Here is a 19,554-nt window from a genome sequence, read left to right on the forward strand (position 1 = left end):
ATCAAATATTTTAATATTGCGCCGGGCAAACGCGACAGGCCGCTCCTGCCGCGTTTGCCCGTCAGGGTGCTTCCTCAGCGGCCTGCGCTGCTACCATCCGGATGCCCTCCTGAAAAGTGTGCGGCCGGTAGCCGAGTTCTGCCTGCGCCTTGCCTATGCGGAAGCCGGTGCGGGGAGGGCGTTTGGCCTGCTGTGTGAAGGTACTGCTGTCGGCCTTGTCGATCATGGAATTATCCAGCGCAAAGAACTCCGCTACCTGCATGGCCATCTCGTAAGGCGTCAGCATCTCGCTCCCTGCTATATGGAAGATTCCGGTCGCGTCCTTCTCCACCACAAGCCAGCACCCCATCGCCAGGTCCTCGGCCAGCGTCGGGGTGCGGTACTGGTCGGTCACCACTTTGATGCCCCTGCCCGCCCGCAGGCTGTCCCGCACCCACAGCACGATGTTGGTGCGGCCGTAGTCGTGCGCCACGCCATATACCAGCACCGTGCGCACAATGGCCCATTTGCACTTCGCCTGCTTCACGATTTCCTCTGCCTGCAGTTTGGTCTTGCCGTAGAAGTTCACCGGGTTTCCGCTTGCCTCCTCGTCATAAGGGCCGTTCGCGCCGTCAAAGATAAAGTCGGTAGATACGTGTGTCAGGTGCACGCCATACCGCTCACAAGCCCATGCTATATACAGCACGGCATCCCGGTTCAGGAGCAACGCCCCCTCGTGGTTTGCTTCGCACTCGTCTACGTTCGTCATGGCGGCAGTGTGGATGATATGGGTCGGGCGGAACTCGCTCACCACCCGCTCTATCTGCTCCGGCCTGGTCACGTCCATGCTCCGGAACGGCAGCGTGGGGAGTCTCTCGGCCAGCTTGTTTTCCCCGCGGCTGGTGGCCAGTACCTCTACCCCCTGCCTGGGCAGCAGCAGTTCGGCCAGCTTCTGGCCCAGCAGGCCGTTGGAGCCCGTAATCAGGATCTTTTTCATGCGTTTTATTTCTGCAGAGTTTGCGTGCTGTAATCGTAGTTGTATTTCCTGGCGATCTTCTTCCGTTTCACGTTCTCCACCTTCACCTTCATTTTTATATCGCTCAGGGGGCGGTCGCGGCCATCCTTGGGCTGCTCCGCAATTTTACCCACCACGTCCAGGCCGTCTACCACCTGCCCGAAAACGGTATATACCCCGTCCAGCATCGGCGTGCCGTCTGAATTCTCGACAATATAAAACTGGGAGCCGCTGGAGGCCTTGGAAGGGTTTACCCGGTCGTCCTGGCGGGCAGCGGCCACGGCGCCATATATATGTTTATGGGCAGGGTTGATTTCTGTAGGAACCGTGTAGCCGGGGTTTCCCATGCCGTCGTTGCCGGGCACGTCGTCTTTGCTGTTGGGGTCGCCCCCCTGGATCATGAACCCGTCCACGATCCGGTGAAAGGTGGTGCCGTCGTAAAAGCCCTCCTCGGCAAGCTTCAGGAAGTTAGCCCGGTGCTGCGGGGTGTCCTCAAACAGGACCAGCTTTATTTCGCCCTGCGGCGTCTCAATCGTTACGAGTTTGTCTTTGCCTTTCAGTTTCTGGGCCAGCACAAGGGCAGGTGCCAGCATCCCCAGCAGGATGACACAGGCAATACTTTTCAGCAGTTTCATGTTCTACAATATCAATTTAGTGAATCGTCCTTTACCCATATATAGTTTACAGGTTCTCAAATTTAAGCCTTTTTCGCACTGTATTTCTTTTTCCCGTCATTTTCTGCGCCCTTCCCCCAGGCGCCTGACAGCAGCGGGAGGCGCGTCGGCAGCGTCTATATACCTCAATGCACCCTCCGTCCCGTTTCACCCGGAAAAGGACACGCAGCGGAGAATCGGGGTTGAAGCAAGTAGTCGTCAGCGCTTTTGGTGGCAGGATTATATATAGCAGCTGCTCATTTAAACTGCCCGCCCTCCTACCGCGACTCGCCTAGCCGCGTTACGCAATCCGGTTGTGATATATAAACCATAGTTTGCACTACCCGGGGTAAATCAGGTACATTTTTCAGAATACCCTTAAAAGTGACTATCTTTAAGATACATATAAATCAACTTATCCTACCTAATGAATAAAACGATACTGTTCACAGTACTTTCCTTGGCTTTTGGCAACACCGTTTCGGCACAGGCGCCGGCAGCACCCGCTCTCTCCATCGATGAAAAAATAGACGCCGCCGTTGCCCCGACCGCACAGTTCATCTCTGACATCATCTTTTATGAAGTAACCATTGCCGGCACCCCCATTCCGCTTATCCTGGTGTGGCTGCTGGCCGGTGCCGTGTTCTTCACGCTTTACCTGGGTTTTATCAATGTCCGGGGTTTCAGGCATGCCCTCGACATTGTGCGCGGCAAATACAACCAGCCCGGCGCACCCGGCGAAGTGTCGCACTTCCAGGCGCTCACGGCCGCGGTATCGGGCACGGTGGGCTTGGGGAACATCGCCGGGGTGGCCATCGCCATCTCCCTTGGCGGCCCCGGCGCTACCTTCTGGATGATCATGGCGGGTCTGCTGGGCATGTCCTCTAAGTTTGTGTCGTGCACGCTCGGCGTGAAGTACCGCGATGTGCACGCCGACGGCACCGTGTCGGGTGGCCCGATGCAGTACCTCAGCAAAGGCCTTGGCGAGAGGGGCATGGGCAGAACCGGTAAGTTTCTGGCCGCTTTTTTTGCCCTGATGTGCATCGGCGGCTCCATCGGGGCCGGCAACATGTTCCAGATTAACCAGGCCACACAGCAGTTTGTGAGCGTAACGGGCGGGGAGGCCTCTTTCTTCGCCGCCGGCAACGCCTGGATCTTTGGGCTGATCATGTCGGTGCTCGTGGGGCTCGTCATCATCGGCGGGATGAAGAGCATTGCGCAGGTAACGGAGAAGATAGTGCCTCTGATGTGCGGCATCTATATACTGGCCGCCATTGTGGTGCTCCTGGTCAATTTCACAGCCATACCCGCTGCGTTTGCTGCCATTTTCGAAGGCGCCTTCACCGCCAGCGCCGTCGGTGGCGGCGTGGTGGGCGTGATGATACAGGGCCTGCGCCGGGGGCTTTTCTCTAACGAGGCCGGGATTGGCTCGGCCTCTATCGCCCATTCGGCGGTGCGGACGAACGTGCCTGTGACGGAGGGCTTTGTGGCCTCGCTGGAGCCGTTTATCGACACCGTGATCGTCTGCACCATGACGGCGCTTGTGATTGTGGTGACAGGGGCCTACAACATGGATATCGGCGATGGCATCGCCCTCACGTCCGCCTCGTTTGCCACCGTGATCAGTTGGTTTCCGCTGGTGCTGGCCGGTGCCGTCATCCTTTTCGCCTTCTCCACCATGATCACCTGGTCATATTATGGCCTGAAGTCCTGGACCTACCTTTTCGGCAACACGCGGGCCGCAGACATTAGCTTTAAGGTTCTCTTCTGTATCTTTATCATTCTGGGCGCCCCCATGCAACTGGGCAGCGTGGTGGCGTTTTCGGATGCGATGCTGTTTGCGATGAGTATTCCCAACATGATCGGCCTTTACCTGCTTGCCCCCACCGTGAAGCGGGAGATGCAGGCGTTCCTGGTATATGCCCGGTCCTCTAAAAAGCAGCCCTTAACCGAGCGCGCCGTAGAAGCCGCGCAGGTTTAGGCGTTTTGGATATCTGGTGCTTGACATAATACCAGGTCGCCTTAACTGTCTTCTATATATAGCTGCGCTGTCTTATAATGAGGGGCAGTAATATATTTACTCTGGAATGATGTATATATGATCTGACCTAAGTCGTTAGCTTCAGCCGTAAGGAAGAGCGATATATAAAAAGGGAGCGCAGCCATATATGGCTGCGCTCCCTTTTTATATAGGCCGCCTGCTCTTGTTATGCTTCGCTGCGCTGCGCCTTGATGCTTTTCAGGATAGCGTCGCCGCCCTGGTTCAGAACGGCCGTAGCCAGTTGCTCGCCTAATTGCTCTGCTTTCTCCGCAGCGCCTGTGTGTGTTTCCTGCAGCAGCGTTTGCCCATCCAGGCTAATCAGGCCCCCGGTGATGCTGATGCCTCCATTACCAAGCGTAGCCAGCGCGAAAGACGGGATGCTGCACCCCCCTTCCATTGTCCGCAGGAAGCCGCGCTCGGCCAGCAGGCACAGGTGTGTGTCGGTGTGGTCCAGCGCTTGTTTGATGGCCTGCTTTAGCTCCGGGGCCAGGTTCCGGGCGCACTCAATGGCGACGCTGCCCTGCCCGGCGGCGGGCACAAACTCATCTTCCGGGAACGTGTGCACTATCAGGTGGTCGTAGCCCATCCGCACCACGCCGGCATAGGCCAGCATCAGGGCATCGAACTGCTTCTCTTCCAGTTTGCGCAGGCGCGTCTGCAGGTTTCCCCTCGATTCGGCCGTGGATATGTTGGGGTAGTACTTCTTCAGCAGCGCCCTGCGGCGGGTAGAGGAGGTGCCAATAACGGCGCTGCTCGCACGCTCCAGCTTAAAAGCAGGGTCGAAGCTCAGGATCACGTCGTTCACCTGCTCGCGCTCCATAAAGGCAATTAACTCCAGGTCGGCCGGGATCGTGGACTGCACATCCTTGGCGCTGTGCACCGCAATCTCTACTTCCCCTTCGCGCAGACTCACCTCCAGCTCTTCCGTGAAAACGCCCTTGGAGCCGATTTTATCCAGTGACTTATCCAGCACCTGGTCGCCTTTCGTGCTGATGATGACCAGCTCTGTCTTAAGGCCGGCGGCCTGCAGTTTTTCAGCGGCGGCCTCAGCCTGCCACAACGCCAGCTTGCTGCCGCGTGTACCGATGCGTATGATTCTGTCCTTTATATCTTCTACCATATATGATTTCTGTTGCTTCTATCCGGAGCCTGATGTGCTTTAGCGGTTCAATTGTTAAATGGTCAAGTTCTATATTATTAAAACCTACAATTTAACCATCTAACAATTCATCCGTTCAACTTTTACGCAGGTAACCGGCAATCTGTATAGAGGAATCCACAAAAACCATTTTCGGGTTTGCGTTCCGCTCGATGTGGTAATGCGCCTGGTTCAGTTCCTCGGTCAGTTGGCCGGCATTGGCTTCTGTGATCACCTTCGAGAACTTCTGCACAAAATCCAGCTCCGCAGGCGGGAGAAAAGAGATCAGGGCGCCGTCCACGCCGAAGAGCATGACTTTCCGGAACAGGCCGAGGGCATAGAGCAGGAAGTTTTTCTGGTTCTCGCGCCCCAGCGTCTGGAACTTGTCACTCATATCGATCAGCTTATCGAACTTGTAGCTGTAGCATTGGCGCATCCACTCGGTGAAGAAGGTGAAGTAATCGCTACTGATCTCGGAGGTGAGCTTGGCGGCGGCGTTCAGGTTACCCTCCGCCAGTTGTGCCACCTGGTAGGCGGTGGTTTCGTCGGAGTTGAAATGCTGCTGCAGGTAAGCTATGACCTCCTGCTCTGTGAAGTTGCGCACCCGCATGATTTGTGTGCGGGAAGTGATGGTGGCCAGCAGTTTCTCCGCCGACTGCGACACCAGCAGGAACAGCGTCTGGGCCGGCGGCTCCTCCAGCAGCTTCAGCAGGGCGTTGGCCGCAGAGGGGTGCAGGAGCTCTGGCAGCCAGATCACCACGATTTTATAGGCCCCCTCAAAGGCCTTCAGCGACACCAGTTTTACCAACTGCCGGCTCTCGTCTTTCGAGATGTTGCCCTGCTTGTTTTCCGCCCCAATGTACTGCATCCACTCGTTCAGGCCCTGGTACGGACTGGCCAGCGCAAACTCGCGCCACTCGTTCATGAACTTGCTGCTCAGCGCATCTTTGCTCACCGATTTTGTGGTAGTGACAGGCAGCACGAAGTTGAAGTCCGGGTGCACCAGTTTGTTCATCTTGGTGCAGCTGCCGCAGGTGCCGCAGGAGTCGGCAGGCTGCTTATTCTCGCAGTTTATATAGGTGGCGTAAGCCAGCGCCAGCGCCAGGTTCGCGCTCCCCTCCTGCCCCAGGAAAAGCTGTGCGTGCGCCACATGGTTCTGCTGCACCGATTTCAGCAGCAGTTCCTTTGTTTCCTGATGACCTATGATATTTGCGAATTGCACTTTAAATTAATTATTAGTTGTGAATTGTTGATTGTTGCTTGCTATATGACTGTTCTCGTGTTTGCTCTTACTTGGTCTGCAACTTTTCATCATTCTTTAAACTGGCTTCCTATTGGATAAATTCATGAACTCAGCGAGTTACCCATCCAACCAAACAACAATCAACCATTAACAATCAGCAACCAGTTTACCAGATGCGGTTCTCCTGCGTTTGCACGAATATTTCTGACAGCACCGCCTGCTCCACCTCATCAAAAGGGACGCTGCGGCGCTCCATCACTTTTTTGGCCACCTCCATTGCTTTGTGCATTTGATAAACTTCGAATCCGGCAGCGCCACCCCAACTGAAGGAGGGAATGAACGTGTGCGGAAAGCCAGCCCCGAATATATTGGCGCTCACGCCCACCACCGTGCCTGTGTTAAACATGGTGTTGATACTGCACTTGCTGTGGTCGCCCATCATGAGCCCGCAAAACTGCTGTCCGGTGTTTTTGAACCCGCGTTGGGCATAGCTCCAGATCTTTACCTCAGCGTAGTTGTTCTTCAGGTTGGAGGTGTTGGTGTCGGCGCCCAGGTTGCACCACTGGCCAATCACGGAGTTGCCCAAATAGCCGTCGTGCCCCTTGTTGCTGTAGGCCATGATAACCGAGGCGCTTACCTCGCCGCCTACCTTGCAGAAGGGGCCGATGGTGACGTCGCCGCGCATTTTGGCGCCCATGCTCACATAACTGCCCTCGCACAGGGCAAACGGCCCCCTAATCAGCGCTCCTTCCTGCACCACCGCGTTCGGGCCTATATAAATGGGGCCATTTTCCGCGTTCAGCACAGCCGCGCGTATCTTCACGCCTTCCTCTATGAAAATATTCTCCTCCCCATATGTCATCGTGTGCCTGTCGTTCACGGGCTGGCTCTGGCGTCCGGCTGTCAGCAATTTAAAGTCGCTGCGGATCTGCTGGCCGTTCTGCAGGAAAATGTCCCACAGTTCCTGTATGATGGTGCACTGGCCGCATTCCTTTCTTCCGGAGGATATATGAGAAGTCAGCTCTGCCAGGGTATGCACCTCCAGGTTGTCGCCGTTAGCCGCCACAAGCGTTTCACCATCATACAGGGCCTCGCCGATTTTAAGGCCGCGGACAGCCTCCAGCAGTTGCTCGTCGGGACACACTGCCCCGTTTATATATAAATTGATCGTGCCAAAAATGGTGTTGAACTTTGGCTGCAGGTAGGGCTGCGTGAGGTAAGAAATGTTCTCCCCCAGATGCATACCCCACTTCTCTGCGATGGTGAGGATGCCCACCCGCAGGTCTGCCACTGGCCTTGTAAATGTAAGCGGGAGCAGGTTCTGCCGGATGGCGGGGTCATCGAAAAGAATGATGTTCATAGCGGCAAAAATAAAAAAGTCTCCCCGATAATTTCAGGAAGACCTTTCTTTTAAAACGTTTTAACCGGAAAAAGCAGCTTATTTTTTCTGATAACGCTGCTTGAACTTGTCGATACGGCCCGCAGTATCCACAAACAGGTTTTTACCAGTGTAGAAAGGGTGCGAAGCAGAAGATACCTCGACTTTGATAACCGGGTATACTTTGCCGTCTTCCATGGTGATGGTCTCATCAGAGTTCATGGTAGAGCGCGTGATGAACTTGTAGTCGCTGGAAGTATCCTGAAAAACCACCTCTCTGTATGCTGGGTGAATGCCTTTTTTCATTATTATAAACGTTAATTAACCTTAATCCTGAATCGGACTGCAAATTTAACAAGATTTCCGGAAAGTAAAACGCTAAGCACCAAATTATTTTGCACGCGATTTAATTCCGGTGGCTGATGCGAATATCTTCTTAAATTTGCCTTCGCCAACCCCGTCTGTTGGCCCAACCATAGCCCTGACCCGTATGACACCATCTCCACATCCCCAGAACCTGATCCTGGACAAGGCGCAGATCGAGCAGAAGATCACGCGCATGGCCTACCAGATGTACGAGCAGAACTTCGAAGAGCAGGAGCTTGTGCTGGCGGGCATCCACCCGAACGGCTTCACGCTGGCCTCCATGCTGGCCCAAAGGCTACAGCAAATCTCCCCCCTCCAGGTGCAGCTGCTGCGGATCTCGATAAACAAAACCGCTCCGCTGCAGGAGCCTGTCGCGCTGGAACCGGAGCGCCCCGCTTTGACAGACAAGGTCGTGGTGCTGGTGGACGATGTGCTGAACACCGGCAAAACGCTGGCCTACGCGCTTAACTCCTTCCTGTCGCACGCCCCTAAAAAACTGGAGGTCGCCACGCTCGTCGACCGCCACCACCCGCTTTACCCGGTTGCCGCCACCTACACCGGCTACTCGCTGGCCACCACCCTCAACGAGCACATCATGGTGCACCTGGACGAGGAGAACTACGGCGCGTATCTGAATTGATTGTTAAATGGCTTAATTTTTAAATTGCTGGTTGTTGATTGTTTGAGTGGTCATTTATATTTAATGTGCTCATATATATTACTTACATTAAGTATACTATCATGCCTGAAGGCAGCCATTTAACCATTGAGCAATTTAACCATTCAACAATTAACAATCAGCAACTAACAACCAGCAATTAACAAGATGAAAAGACTTTGTTTTGCCACCAACAACAGGCATAAAGCAGCGGAGGTGAGCCAGATGCTGGAGGGGAAGTTTGAGCTGCTGACGCTGCAGGACATCGGCTGCCACGAGGAACTGGCCGAGGACCAGGAGACGCTGGAGGGCAACTCGCGACAAAAGGCCGAATACGTGTGGCAGCATTACAACGTGAGCTGCTTCGCCGACGACACCGGCCTGGAGGTGGAGGCGCTGGGGGGGGCGCCCGGCGTTTACTCCGCCCGCTACGCCGGGCCGCAGCGCTCCGACAGCGATAACATCCGCCTCCTGCTGCAGAACCTGGCACCGCACCAAAACCGCAAGGCCCGCTTCCGCACCAGCATCACCCTGATTTTAGACGGGCGGCAGCACCAGTTCGAAGGCACCGTGGAGGGCACCATCAGCGACGCGTGGAAAGGCGATAAGGGTTTTGGCTACGACCCCGTGTTTGTGCCCGACGGCTACGACCGCACCTTCGCCGAGATGAGTTCTGAAGAGAAAAACGCCATCAGCCATCGCGGCAGGGCAGTGCGGCAACTGGTTGGGTTCCTGAAGGCGCTTTGATCGCGCCTTGCCCTACATACCCATATAAAATTATAAAAAAAGGCAAGCTTGTGGCCTTGTTCTGCTTTATATCTTAATTTTGTAGTCTGAAACCATAGCTTCCTATGCAAAAGCCATTTATCGTCGGGATTACAGGAGGGAGTGCTTCAGGGAAAACCACCTTTTTGAACAAACTGCTGACGTCGTTCGCGCCGCAAAACATATGCCTCATCTCCCAGGACAACTATTACAAATCGCGCGAGCACCAGGCCAGCGACCAAAACGGCGTCGTTAACTTCGACCTGCCCTCCTGCATCGACGACGAGGCCTACGCCCACGACATCCTGAAAGTGAGCCAGGGCGAAACCGTTTACCGCACAGAGTACACCTTTAACAACCCCGACACCGTGCCGAGGCAGCTGGAGTTCAGGCCGGCGCCGATTGTGGTGGTGGAGGGTATTTTCGTGTTCTACTTCGAGGAGGTGGCCAAGTTGCTGGACCTGAAGGTATATATAGACGCCAAGGAGTACATTAAGCTGCAGCGCCGCATCACGCGCGACCGCATTGAGCGCGGCTACGACCTGGACGACGTGCTGTACCGCTACACCAACCACGTGGCCCCCACCTACGAAAAGTATATAAAGCCGTATAAAAACGACGCTGACATCATCATCCCGAACAACAACCACTTCGAGCGGGGGCTGGACGTGATTACTACCTTTTTGAACGCAAAAATAAAAGCATGAGGCACAAGTTTGCTGTAATCGGACTCGGTATATTCGGCAGGTCCATCGCCACCACGCTGGCAGAGCGCGGCGCCGAGGTGATCGCTATTGACAACAACGAGGATCATGTGGAGGCCATCAAGGACGAAGTGGCCTATGCCGTGGCGCTCGACGCCACGGACATCCGGGCGCTGGAGGCACAGAACATCCAGGACACGGACGCGGTGATCGTGGCCATCGGCGAAGACTTCGAGGCCCTGCTGATCACCACGGCCAACCTGCAGGAACTGAACGTGAAGCGCGTGATCACGCGCGCCTCCAACAAGCAGCAGCGCCGCATCCTGGAGAAGATGGGCGTGCAGGAAATCCTGTCGCCGGAGGGCGAGGTGGGCAAAACGGTGGCCGAGCGCCTGCTGCAGCCCAGCATCCGCACCTTCCTGTCGCTGCCGGACAACTACGAGATCGTGGAGATTAACGCCCCGCGCAACATCGCCAACCGCAACATCGCCAAAATATCACTCCGCGAGAAGTACAACCTGAACCTGATTACCATCAAGCGCTTTTTCGAGGAGATATTGGACGGGAAGCCCACACAGGTAGAGCACGTCATCGGTGTACCGAAAGCTGACACCATCATTTATCCGTCTGACATCCTGATCCTTATCGGCAAAAAACACGACGTAAAGCGCTTTATAGATATAAACCGCTAAGTATTTCTTTTTTTCTGATAAAAGGCATTACATTTGTGATTGTACACTACAAATGCCGAAGAAAAAAACCATATCCTGCCATGTGAAGCATCTTCTGATGTCTTTCACCCTGCTGTGGGCGCTCATGCTCAACGGTCAGGAAGTGGTGGCATATACCTCAGCGGCAAACGGCGCGGCGCAGCAACCAGCCTCCGAGCAGGTCAAGGCCCCCGCCTCAGACAATAAGACGGTTGTAAAGCAAAAGGTGTCGCTGGAGGCAACCACCTCTTTCGTAGCCCTCAACCTGCAGCAGGCCGTGGTGCCGCTGCCACAACAGCCGACATTCCCTAACCCGACCGACGAACTGCTGCCTGCCTACACCGCGGTGCCGCCTGGCGCCGGCTTTGTGGCCCGGCTTTTCCCCATCATCATTCAGCCCAACGCCCCCTAGGGTGTACCTTCCTCTCGCTTTACCGCTCCCTGCTTTCCTGTGCGTGCCCGCCGGCTAATATTCTGCCGCTCACGGAACGCATTCCGTCCTGTTTACATTTTGGATATATAGCCGGGAGAAAACCATAGCTTTTACGATTTCATATATACCTATTTTCTATTATTAAATAACAATGCGGAACAAAACGTTAATCATCGTTCTGACAGTGATTGTATCGGCGCTTTGCCTCTACTACCTGTCATTCTCCTTTGTTGCCCGCAGTGTGCAGAACAAGGCTGAGCTATATGCCACGGATGCACAGGGCAACGTAAACCAACAAAAACTGCAAAGCTACCTCGATTCGATCTGGAAAGAGCCTGTGTATATGGGCATGACCTACCAGGAAGTAAAAGAGAACGAGTTGGGCCTTGGCCTCGACCTGAAAGGCGGGATGCACGTGGTGCTGGAGGTTTCTCCTGTAGAGATCATCCGCTCGATGTCGGGCAACAGCAAAGACCCGAACTTCCTGAAGGCGCTGGACCGCGCGCAGGAACTGCAGAAAAACAGCCAGGAGAGCTTTACCACGCTTTTCGCGGAGGCTTACCGCGAGATTGAGCCGAATGGCCGCCTGAGCCGCATCTTCTCCAACACCGCCAACCGTGGCAAAATCAGCTACGAGTCTTCCAACGAAGAAGTGGTGGAGGTGATTGAGGCCGAAGTGGAAGACGCCATTGACCGCTCTTTCAACATCCTGCGCACCCGAATCGACAAGTTCGGCGTGAACCAGCCAAACATACAGCGCCTGAAAGGCACCGGCCGCATCCAGATCGAGTTGCCCGGTATCGACAACCCTGACCGCGTACGCAACCTGTTGCAGGGTATGGCAAACCTGGAGTTCTGGGAAGTGTGGTCGCCACAGGAATTCAGCCCGTACTTTATGCAACTTGGCCAGTACCTGGACAAGCAGCAGCAGGCCGGCAAACTGAACCTGGCCGCCGGCAACACCGCCGATAACGAACAGGACGCGCTTGCCTCTGCCGCCGCCAAGCAAGCCACCGTACAGGAGGCTGACCAGGATGTGCTGGCTCAGGCCGCCACCGGCGACTCTACCGCTGCAGGCGACTCGGCAACCATTGCCGCCGCCACCCCAGCCGACACCAACGCAACTGCGCTCGACAGTGCCGCCGCACCGCAAACAGGCGTGCTGGCCAGCCTGTTCACACAGATGCCAAGCGGCATCGGTGCCAACGTGCGCGACACGGCTAAAATCAACGACATCTTCAGCCGTCCTGAGGTGCGCGCCATTTTCCCTCCGAACATGAAGTTCCTGTGGGGCGTGAAGCCTGTTGCCGGTGAGAACCGCCAGGAGTTTGTGGAGTTCTACGCGATCAAAAAAGGACGCGGTGGAAATGCCCCGATGACGGGTGATGTGATAAACGACGCCCGCCAGGACTTTGACCAGACAGGCCGCCCTGAGATCAGCATGACGATGAACCCGACCGGCGCCAAGAAATGGGCCCGCCTGACAGGTGACAACGTAGGCCGCCAGGTAGCCATCGTACTGGATGATTATGTGTACTCGGCCCCGGTGGTGCAAGGTGAGATAACGGGCGGTAGTTCCTCCATCTCCGGTAACTTCACCGTGGAGGAAGCCCAGGACCTGGCGAACATCCTGAAGGCAGGTAAAATGCCGGCCCCTACCCGTATCGTGGAAGAAGCCGTAGTGGGTCCATCCTTGGGACAGGAAGCTATCAACCAGGGCCTAATCTCTACACTGGCTGGATTTGGAATTGTCGTGATCTTCATGATTGCCTACTACAGCCGCGGCGGTTTTATTGCTGACCTGGCCCTCCTTTTCAACGTGTTCTTTATTCTGGGTGTACTGGCACAGTTTAGTGCTGCCCTTACCCTGCCCGGTATCGCCGGTATCGTGCTCACGCTGGGTATGGCCGTGGACGCGAACGTGCTTATTTTTGAGCGTATGCGCGAGGAGGCCGCCAAAGGCCTGAGTATGCGCGAGGTTATCAACAAAGGGTATGAAAAGGCCTTCAGCACGATCTTGGATGCGAACGTGACCACTTTCCTCGTTGGCTTTATTCTTTACTTCTTCGGCTCCGGCCCTGTAAAAGGCTTTGCCATTACGCTGATGATCGGTATTGTGACGTCTTTCTTTACATCCGTGTTTATCTCCAGGCTGTTTGTTGAGAATACGTTCAAGAAAGGCGGCAGGCTGGCTTTCTCCACCTCACTGGCGGATAAGATGTTCCGGAACATTACATTTGACGTGATGAAGTACAGAAAACCTGCATATGCCTTCTCGCTGGCCATCCTGGCCTTTGGCTTTGTAGCGATGTACATCAACGGCGGCCCTAACCTGGGTGTTGACTTCAAAGGGGGCCGTTCTTATGTAGTAGAGTTTGACCAGGCTGTACCGGCATCTGATGTCCGCACCGCGTTGGTAGACGACTTCAAGGAGGCAGGCACAGAGGTGAAGACCTATGACTCGCCTAACCGACTGAAGATCACGACAAGCTGGCTGGCAGACGACGAAAGCATACAGGCCGATGAGCAGGTGAAAGCCGCCATGATGACCGGCTTGCAGGAGTATAACAACCTGTCTCCGGAGGTGCTGAGTTCTTCTAAGGTAGGTGCTACCATGGCCGACGATATTCAGAACACGGCCCTGATCGCGATGCTGCTGGCGCTGGTGGGAATCTTCCTGTATGTAATGCTACGCTTCCGCAAGTGGCAGTTCTCGCTGGGTGGTGTGGTGGCCTTGCTGCACGACGCCCTCATGATTATCGCGGTGTTCTCTATCCTGGACCTGTTCGGCATCTCGTACGAAATTGACCAGGTATTTATCGCGGCGGTGTTGACCATCATCGGTTTCTCTATCAACGACACCGTGGTGATCTTCGACCGTGTGCGTGAGTACATGCACGACAACCCGCGTTCGCGCGTGAGAGAGGTTGTGAACCCGGCCCTGATCAGCACTTTCAGCCGTACCATCATCACGTCCCTGACGCTGTTCCTGGTGGTCGTGATCCTGTTCATTTTCGGTGGTGAAGTGCTTCGCGGCTTCTCCCTGGCCATGATCATCGGTGTGATGTTCGGCACGTACTCTTCCCTGTTCATTGCTACGCCAATCGTAGTGGACACCATCCGGGATGAGGAAGCGCCTGTTGCCGCACCGCAGGTAGCGCGTTCGGCCCGTTAATAAACCATATATAAAAACAGAAAAGCCCGGAGCAGTTGCTTCGGGCTTTTTTATGATGTAAGGTGTCTTGGCTATATATAGCCCGGCAATTTCTTAGCATGAACGTGGACTGGGGAATTGTTCTGCCTAAGCTTCTAACAATTGTCCACCCCTCCGGCTTCACAACTTTCATATTCTATAGCTAAGTGTGGTGCTCTCAGGCCGAGAGGCCTCGTTTCCCCCCTCGGCGCTGTGTAAGTGAAGCTGCCGGGGGTAGGGGCCCTCTATTCGCTCCGCTGCGGGCTGCCTCACTTCGTTCGGCACCACATCACTTACAAATAGAGGGCCCCTACCCCCGGCACCTCAAGGAAAAACTGGAAAAAGTGTCGCTTTGTGCCAGCAACGCATTATATATTCTTTTGCATAAAGATCATTATATCTGCGAATTGCGCTAAATTTAGTTCCCAAGTTTACGTTAGCATGATAAACTCCCTCTGTTAATTTACTATATGTGTGGGAACGGAATTAGTAAAGCATAAAAAATAACTGTCATTCTGGAAGAACCTTAGTAGAATGGAGGTTAAGCTAATGCGGCTTGCCCACAAGATCCTTTCAGGTTGACAAAAGAAAGTAAATTAATTCTGGTCGCATGCTTATGCCGATGCTCTCCAAGCCTTCACCGGCATACAGCTATATATAAAGAAGCCAGCCCCGTAAGAGGCTGGCTTCCTGCTATATAATATGCTATATAGGTAGATACTTAGATCGTCACGCCATCCGCTACCACCTCTTTTACCTCAGGCACCATGCGCTTCAGCAGGTTTTCGATACCGGCCTTCAGTGTAACGGTGGCCGATGGGCAACCGCTGCAGGACCCCTGCAGGAATACCGTCACGACACCATCGTGGTACGACTTAAAGGTGATGTTACCGCCATCCTGCTCCACTGCAGGGCGCACATAGTTCTCTAGCAGGTCGATTACCTTTTTAGAGATCTCGGCGTCTTCTGCGGAGGCCTCGCCGTTCGTGGCGGTGGTCTCCGGTTTGCTGGCCGTGAAGCCCTCGTTGAAGGCAGGGCCGCCTGACTCCACGTAAGACTTGAGGAAGGTGCGCAGTTCCGGGATCAGCTTGCTCCACTCGAGGTCTGAGTTTTTGGTAACCGTCACGAAGTTACTGGCGATGAACACGCGCGAAACATAGTCGAAGTTGAACAGCTCCTGTGCCAGCGGCGACTCCATAGCGCTCTCCAGGTTGGGATAATCCACGCTCTGGCCGTCGGGCAGCAGCTGCACGTTCATCACAAACTTCATTGACTCCGGGTTTGGGTTAGCTTCCGCGTACACAGAAACTACTTTTTCTTTATTTTCTATCATGAGATTCCTTGTTTAGTGTTAAAACCTAAGGTTATATCCGAAAGTTTCCAAAATTAACTAATATTTCTGAGAAGTAGCAATGCGCGAATATGGCCGCAGCAGGAATGGGCATTCTCCTCTGCCAGCCACTCCCGGTCAGGCACACAATGATTTTTACCGTTTCCGTTTACTGCCCCGCCCAATGAGCTGCACTTCCGCCAGGTGGTTTTTGGCTTGCCCGCCCTTCCTGTTATGCCACCCCGGGACAACAGCCGCACGCGTGTAAGCGCCTGTATTCAATAGCTATTTACCTCAGAAAACGTATCTTTGCGCTGCAAGCAAATTCGAACTGACGTAACACCGCACATTTCCAAACATGCTAACCAACTTTATTCTGCTGGCGCAGGCCCAGCATGCGCTTCCGGTTTTCCTCATTATCCCTTTCCTGCTCCTCATCGGGATGATTGCCGCCGGCCCGATCTTCTTTGGCCATTTCTGGGAGCACAATTACAAAACTGTAGCCGTTACACTTGGTCTGACCGTGCTCGCCTACTACCTGTTTGCGCTTCAGGATTATCATATGCCCGTGCATACCGCAGCGGAATACATTACTTTCGCCGTGCTGCTAAGTTCGCTCTATATAGCCGCCGGGGGCATATATATCAACATCAACGCAAATGCCACACCGCTGATGAACGTGGCACTGGTGGCTATAGGGGCTGTGCTGGCCAACTTTGTGGGCACCACGGGAGCCTCGCTGCTCCTCATCCGCCCGTTCATCCGCCTGAACGTGCACCGCATCAAACCGTACCAGATCATCTTCTTCATCTTTATTGTGAGTAACGCCGGCGGGTTGCTCACGCCGCTCGGTGACCCGCCGCTGTTCATCGGTTTTCTGAAAGGGGTGCCGTTTTTCTGGACGCTGCAGCATCTGTTCGTCCCCTGGATGCTCTCCATCCTTGTCCTTTGCGTTATTTTCTATGTGCTGGACAGGCGTAACAAGGAAAATTACAAACCCAAGGCGGAAGTGGTGGCGAAAAACAGGGAGAAAACAGAGTTTTACGTCAGTGGGAAGCGCAACCTTTTCTGGCTGGGCATAATCATCGGCGCTGTTTTCCTGGACCCCAATGTGGTGGAGGGGCTGCCGCACATTCCGTATGACGGGGGCAAGATCTCTTACCTGCGTGAGATTATTCAGCTGGCGGCGGCCTTCATGTGCTTCCGCTACTCCAGCAAGACTGCGCTGGCAGGAAACCAGTTCAATTTCCACCCGATCCTGGAAGTGGTATTCCTGTTCTTCGGTATCTTCTTCACCATGATGCCCGCCCTGCAGCTTTCCGCCGCCATTGCCTCGGCGCCGGAGTACGCGCAGTTCATCACACCAAACTTCCTGTACTGGGCAACGGGCTCTCTTTCCGGCTTCCTGGATAACGCCCCGACCTATGCCAACTTCCTGTCGCTGGCCATGGCCAAGTACGATATGGCGCAGAACATGCCGGTAGACGTGCGGCAATTTGCCACGGGCACCGGCGCACCTGGCCTGGAAACCCTGGTTCAGTTAGAAGCCATCTCCCTGGCGGCTGTGCTTTTCGGCGCTTTCACCTATATAGGCAACGGCCCTAATTTTATGGTGAAAGCGATTGCGGAAAGCGCGGGTATCAGGATGCCTTCTTTCTTCGCTTACATCATCCGTTACTCGATTCCGTTCCTGCTGCCGGCCCTTATTCTGATCTGGTTCCTGGTGGTGCACCTGCGGCTGTTTTAATGGCCCAGCCTATATAAACCTGATGCGAACCCAAAGCGCCACCCTCTGAAAAGGGTGGCGCTTTGGGTTTAGGCGTTTTCCAAAATTATACCTACCTTCCGTATAGCACCCGAACCGGCCTAAATGACAAAGCTAAAGCTGCTTTCCCACTATTACAGAAGCATCCTCAGCTTTAACCTGCCCTTTTCGCTGCTGGTGGCCACGCTCTCCATCCCGCTTCGGGAGAACGGGGCCATCGGGTTGATGAACACGTTTAGCCTGTTCCTCACCACGGGGGACTTCCTGGTCGCCCTGTACCTATATGAGCAGCGCTACAGCGGGCAATATTACTTTTACCATAACCAGGGGCTGGGCAGGGTGCAGCTGGCCGTAGCCGCTCTGGTGGCAAACCTGCTGCTGGTTGTTCTTTTGTATCTGCTTAGAGCCATCCTGCTGCATGGTTAGGCATATACTGGAGGTGGACAGTGTGCTGTACGCCATTGGGGAGAGGAGGCTACTGAGCGATGTGTACCTGAAGTGCGAAACAGGGGAAATTGTAGGCCTGCTGGGGCGGAATGGCTGCGGGAAAACGACTTTGCTGAAAATCATCTTCGGCACCAAACACACGGATAACAAGCACATTGCCATAGACGGCGCGGTATACCAAAAGCCATACCGGCACGCGAACCTGCTCGCTTACCTGCCGCAGCGTGATTTCCTGCCAAAGAATCTGACGCTCTCCGCCATCTCACGCCTTTACCTCCCGCAGAAGGACAAGCAAGCAAAGATAGAAAGTGATAGCCGGATACGGCAGCACCTTTCCAAACGCGCTGATGAACTGTCAAAGGGGGAGCTGCGGTATTTTGAGTTGCTCCTGCTGCTGCAGCTCGACGTGAAGTTCCTGCTGCTGGATGAGCCTTTCTCGGGGGTGGAGCCCTAATATGTAGAACAGATTGAGGAGCTGCTCCGAAGCCACCTGCCCACCAAAGGGTTCCTTATCACCGACCACGATTACCGGGCGGTGCTCCGGGTAAGCAACCGGCTGATCCTGTTGGCAGACGGCGCCTGCAGGCTTATTACACATCCGGACGAACTCATCGACCGGGGCTATATGCCTGCAGGCACTGCTGCGGAAAAATAAGTTATAATTTACTGGCCTGCTGGCGCATCATAAAGTCGGCTACTACCAGCGCGGCCATGGCGTCCACGATCGGCACGGCGCGCGGCAGCACGCAGGGGTCGTGGCGGCCCTTGCCTTTCAGGGTGATGTCTTCGCCTGCGTCGTTGATGGTTTGCTGCGGCTGCAGGATAGTGGCCACCGGCTTAAAAGCCACATTGAAGTAGATGTCCTGGCCGTTGCTGATGCCGCCCTGTATGCCGCCGGAGTAATTGGTCCGGGTGCGGATCTTGCCCTCGTCGTCCGTATAGAACTCGTCGTTGTGCTCCGAGCCGCGCATCTTCACGCCTTCGAAACCGCTCCCGTACTCAAAGCCCTTCACGGCGTTGATGCTCAGCATGGCCTTGCCTAGCTCGGCGTGCAGCTTATCAAACACAGGCTCGCCCAAACCGGCCGGCACGCCCTGGATCACGCAGCTCACCACACCGCCGATGGTGTCGAGGCTGTCGCGGGCGTCCTCGATCAGCCCGATCATGCGGGCTGCCGTGGAGCCGTCGGGGCAGCGCACAATGTTGGCGTCTATCTGGTCCAGGTCGAGCTCCGTGTAGGGCTTGGCCAGTTTGATTTTGCCCACCTGCGAGACATAGGCCCGCACCGTGATGCCATGCTTCTGCAGCAGTTTGGCTGCCAGGGCGCCTGCGGCCACACGGGCTACCGTTTCGCGTGCCGAGCTGCGCCCGCCCCCGCGGTAATCGCGGGTGCCGTATTTGGCGGTGTAGGTGTAGTCGGCGTGCGAGGGCCTGAAAGCGTGCTGTATATGGCTGTAGTCGTGGCTGTGCTGGTCTTTGTTGTTCACGACCATGGCGATGGGCGTGCCCTGCGTCTTGTCCTCGAACACCCCGGAGAGGATCGTTACTTTGTCTTCTTCCTGGCGCGGCGTCGTGATGGCGGACTGGCCCGGGCGGCGGCGGTCCAGGGCGTGCTGGATCTCAGCGGCGCTGATGTCCAGCCCGGCCGGGCAGCCATCTACGATAACGCCCACAGCCGCCCCATGCGACTCGCCGAATGTTGTGATGCGGAAAAGCTTTCCGTAGGTATTGCTCAT

General features: G+C 55.1%; 18 protein-coding genes. 10 read left to right on the forward strand and 8 right to left on the reverse strand.

Translation table 11 applies throughout. The annotated features are described in order from the left end of the window. Positions 1-61: 61 nt before the first annotated feature. Positions 62-976: an SDR family oxidoreductase gene (locus ABD920_RS11210; protein WP_345159043.1), complete on the reverse strand. Its 915-nt coding sequence runs from the start codon at positions 974-976 to the stop codon at positions 62-64. Positions 977-981: 5 nt separating this feature from the next. Then, positions 982-1,629 (reverse strand): peptidylprolyl isomerase, encoded by a 648-nt coding sequence (locus tag ABD920_RS11215; RefSeq protein ID WP_345159044.1) that lies wholly within the window; start codon positions 1,627-1,629, stop codon positions 982-984. Positions 1,630-2,074: 445 nt separating this feature from the next. On the opposite strand from ABD920_RS11215, the gene ABD920_RS11220 reads away from it, so the two are divergent. Then, complete coding sequence (locus ABD920_RS11220; RefSeq protein WP_345159045.1) at positions 2,075-3,628, forward strand: alanine/glycine:cation symporter family protein; 1,554 nt, start codon at positions 2,075-2,077, stop codon at positions 3,626-3,628. Positions 3,629-3,854: 226 nt separating this feature from the next. On the opposite strand, the gene hemC is transcribed toward ABD920_RS11220, so the two are convergent. The 4 genes from hemC to ABD920_RS11240 all read right to left on the reverse strand — a co-directional run bounded on the left by hemC (position 3,855) and on the right by ABD920_RS11240 (position 7,753). Continuing rightward, positions 3,855-4,808: a hydroxymethylbilane synthase gene (gene hemC / locus ABD920_RS11225; protein WP_345159046.1), complete on the reverse strand. Its 954-nt coding sequence runs from the start codon at positions 4,806-4,808 to the stop codon at positions 3,855-3,857. Between the two features lie 115 nt (positions 4,809-4,923). Beyond that, positions 4,924-6,048 carry a DNA polymerase III subunit gene (locus ABD920_RS11230; RefSeq protein ID WP_345159048.1) on the reverse strand — a complete coding sequence of 375 codons (1,125 nt, stop codon included), beginning with the start codon at positions 6,046-6,048 and terminating at the stop codon, positions 4,924-4,926. A gap of 187 nt (positions 6,049-6,235) precedes the next feature. Continuing rightward, complete coding sequence (locus ABD920_RS11235) at positions 6,236-7,429, reverse strand: GlmU family protein (protein ID WP_345159049.1); 1,194 nt, start codon at positions 7,427-7,429, stop codon at positions 6,236-6,238. Positions 7,430-7,507: 78 nt separating this feature from the next. Next, the gene (locus tag ABD920_RS11240) at positions 7,508-7,753 is read right to left on the reverse strand and encodes a type B 50S ribosomal protein L31 (RefSeq protein WP_345159051.1); all 246 of its coding nucleotides are present in this window, start codon (positions 7,751-7,753) and stop codon (positions 7,508-7,510) included. Between the two features lie 184 nt (positions 7,754-7,937). Between ABD920_RS11240 and ABD920_RS11245 the strand changes: the two genes are divergently transcribed. The 6 genes from ABD920_RS11245 (at position 7,938) to secDF (ending at position 14,258) form a co-directional block, all read left to right on the forward strand. Then, a complete protein-coding gene (locus tag ABD920_RS11245; RefSeq protein WP_345159053.1) occupies positions 7,938-8,453 on the forward strand; it encodes a phosphoribosyltransferase family protein in 516 nt (171 codons plus the stop codon). Positions 8,454-8,639: 186 nt separating this feature from the next. Then, on the forward strand, positions 8,640-9,218 hold the full coding sequence (locus ABD920_RS11250) for a non-canonical purine NTP diphosphatase (RefSeq protein WP_345159054.1): 579 nt from the start codon (positions 8,640-8,642) through the stop codon (positions 9,216-9,218). A 104-nt stretch (positions 9,219-9,322) separates the two neighbouring features. Further along, the gene (gene udk, locus ABD920_RS11255; RefSeq protein WP_345159055.1) at positions 9,323-9,943 is read left to right on the forward strand and encodes a uridine kinase; all 621 of its coding nucleotides are present in this window, start codon (positions 9,323-9,325) and stop codon (positions 9,941-9,943) included. Further along, entirely contained in the window at positions 9,940-10,632 is a 693-nt protein-coding gene (locus ABD920_RS11260; protein WP_345159057.1) for a potassium channel family protein, read from the forward strand. Before udk ends, ABD920_RS11260 begins: the two co-directional genes overlap by 4 nt. Positions 10,633-10,729: 97 nt before the next feature. Beyond that, entirely contained in the window at positions 10,730-11,062 is a 333-nt protein-coding gene (locus tag ABD920_RS11265; RefSeq protein ID WP_345159059.1) for an RNA methyltransferase, read from the forward strand. A 172-nt stretch (positions 11,063-11,234) separates the two neighbouring features. Beyond that, positions 11,235-14,258 (forward strand): protein translocase subunit SecDF, encoded by a 3,024-nt coding sequence (gene secDF, locus ABD920_RS11270; RefSeq protein WP_345159061.1) that lies wholly within the window; start codon positions 11,235-11,237, stop codon positions 14,256-14,258. A 739-nt stretch (positions 14,259-14,997) separates the two neighbouring features. On the opposite strand, the gene ABD920_RS11275 is transcribed toward secDF, so the two are convergent. Continuing rightward, complete coding sequence (locus ABD920_RS11275; protein WP_345159062.1) at positions 14,998-15,609, reverse strand: NifU family protein; 612 nt, start codon at positions 15,607-15,609, stop codon at positions 14,998-15,000. 355 nt (positions 15,610-15,964) lie between these two features. Between ABD920_RS11275 and ABD920_RS11280 the strand changes: the two genes are divergently transcribed. The 3 genes from ABD920_RS11280 (at position 15,965) to ABD920_RS11290 (ending at position 18,272) form a co-directional block, all read left to right on the forward strand. Continuing rightward, entirely contained in the window at positions 15,965-17,353 is a 1,389-nt protein-coding gene (locus ABD920_RS11280; RefSeq protein ID WP_345159064.1) for a sodium:proton antiporter, read from the forward strand. 123 nt (positions 17,354-17,476) lie between these two features. Next, positions 17,477-17,797 carry a hypothetical protein gene (locus ABD920_RS11285; protein WP_345159066.1) on the forward strand — a complete coding sequence of 107 codons (321 nt, stop codon included), beginning with the start codon at positions 17,477-17,479 and terminating at the stop codon, positions 17,795-17,797. Further along, a complete protein-coding gene (locus ABD920_RS11290) occupies positions 17,790-18,272 on the forward strand; it encodes an ATP-binding cassette domain-containing protein (protein WP_345159068.1) in 483 nt (160 codons plus the stop codon). Before ABD920_RS11285 ends, ABD920_RS11290 begins: the two co-directional genes overlap by 8 nt. Before the next feature lie 202 nt (positions 18,273-18,474). Here ABD920_RS11290 and aroC read toward each other — a convergent pair whose 3' ends face one another. Further along, the gene (gene aroC / locus ABD920_RS11295) at positions 18,475-19,554 is read right to left on the reverse strand and encodes a chorismate synthase (protein ID WP_345159070.1); all 1,080 of its coding nucleotides are present in this window, start codon (positions 19,552-19,554) and stop codon (positions 18,475-18,477) included.

The sequence above is a fragment of the Pontibacter saemangeumensis genome, from assembly GCF_039541895.1.
In the GTDB taxonomy this organism is placed as follows: domain Bacteria; phylum Bacteroidota; class Bacteroidia; order Cytophagales; family Hymenobacteraceae; genus Pontibacter; species Pontibacter saemangeumensis.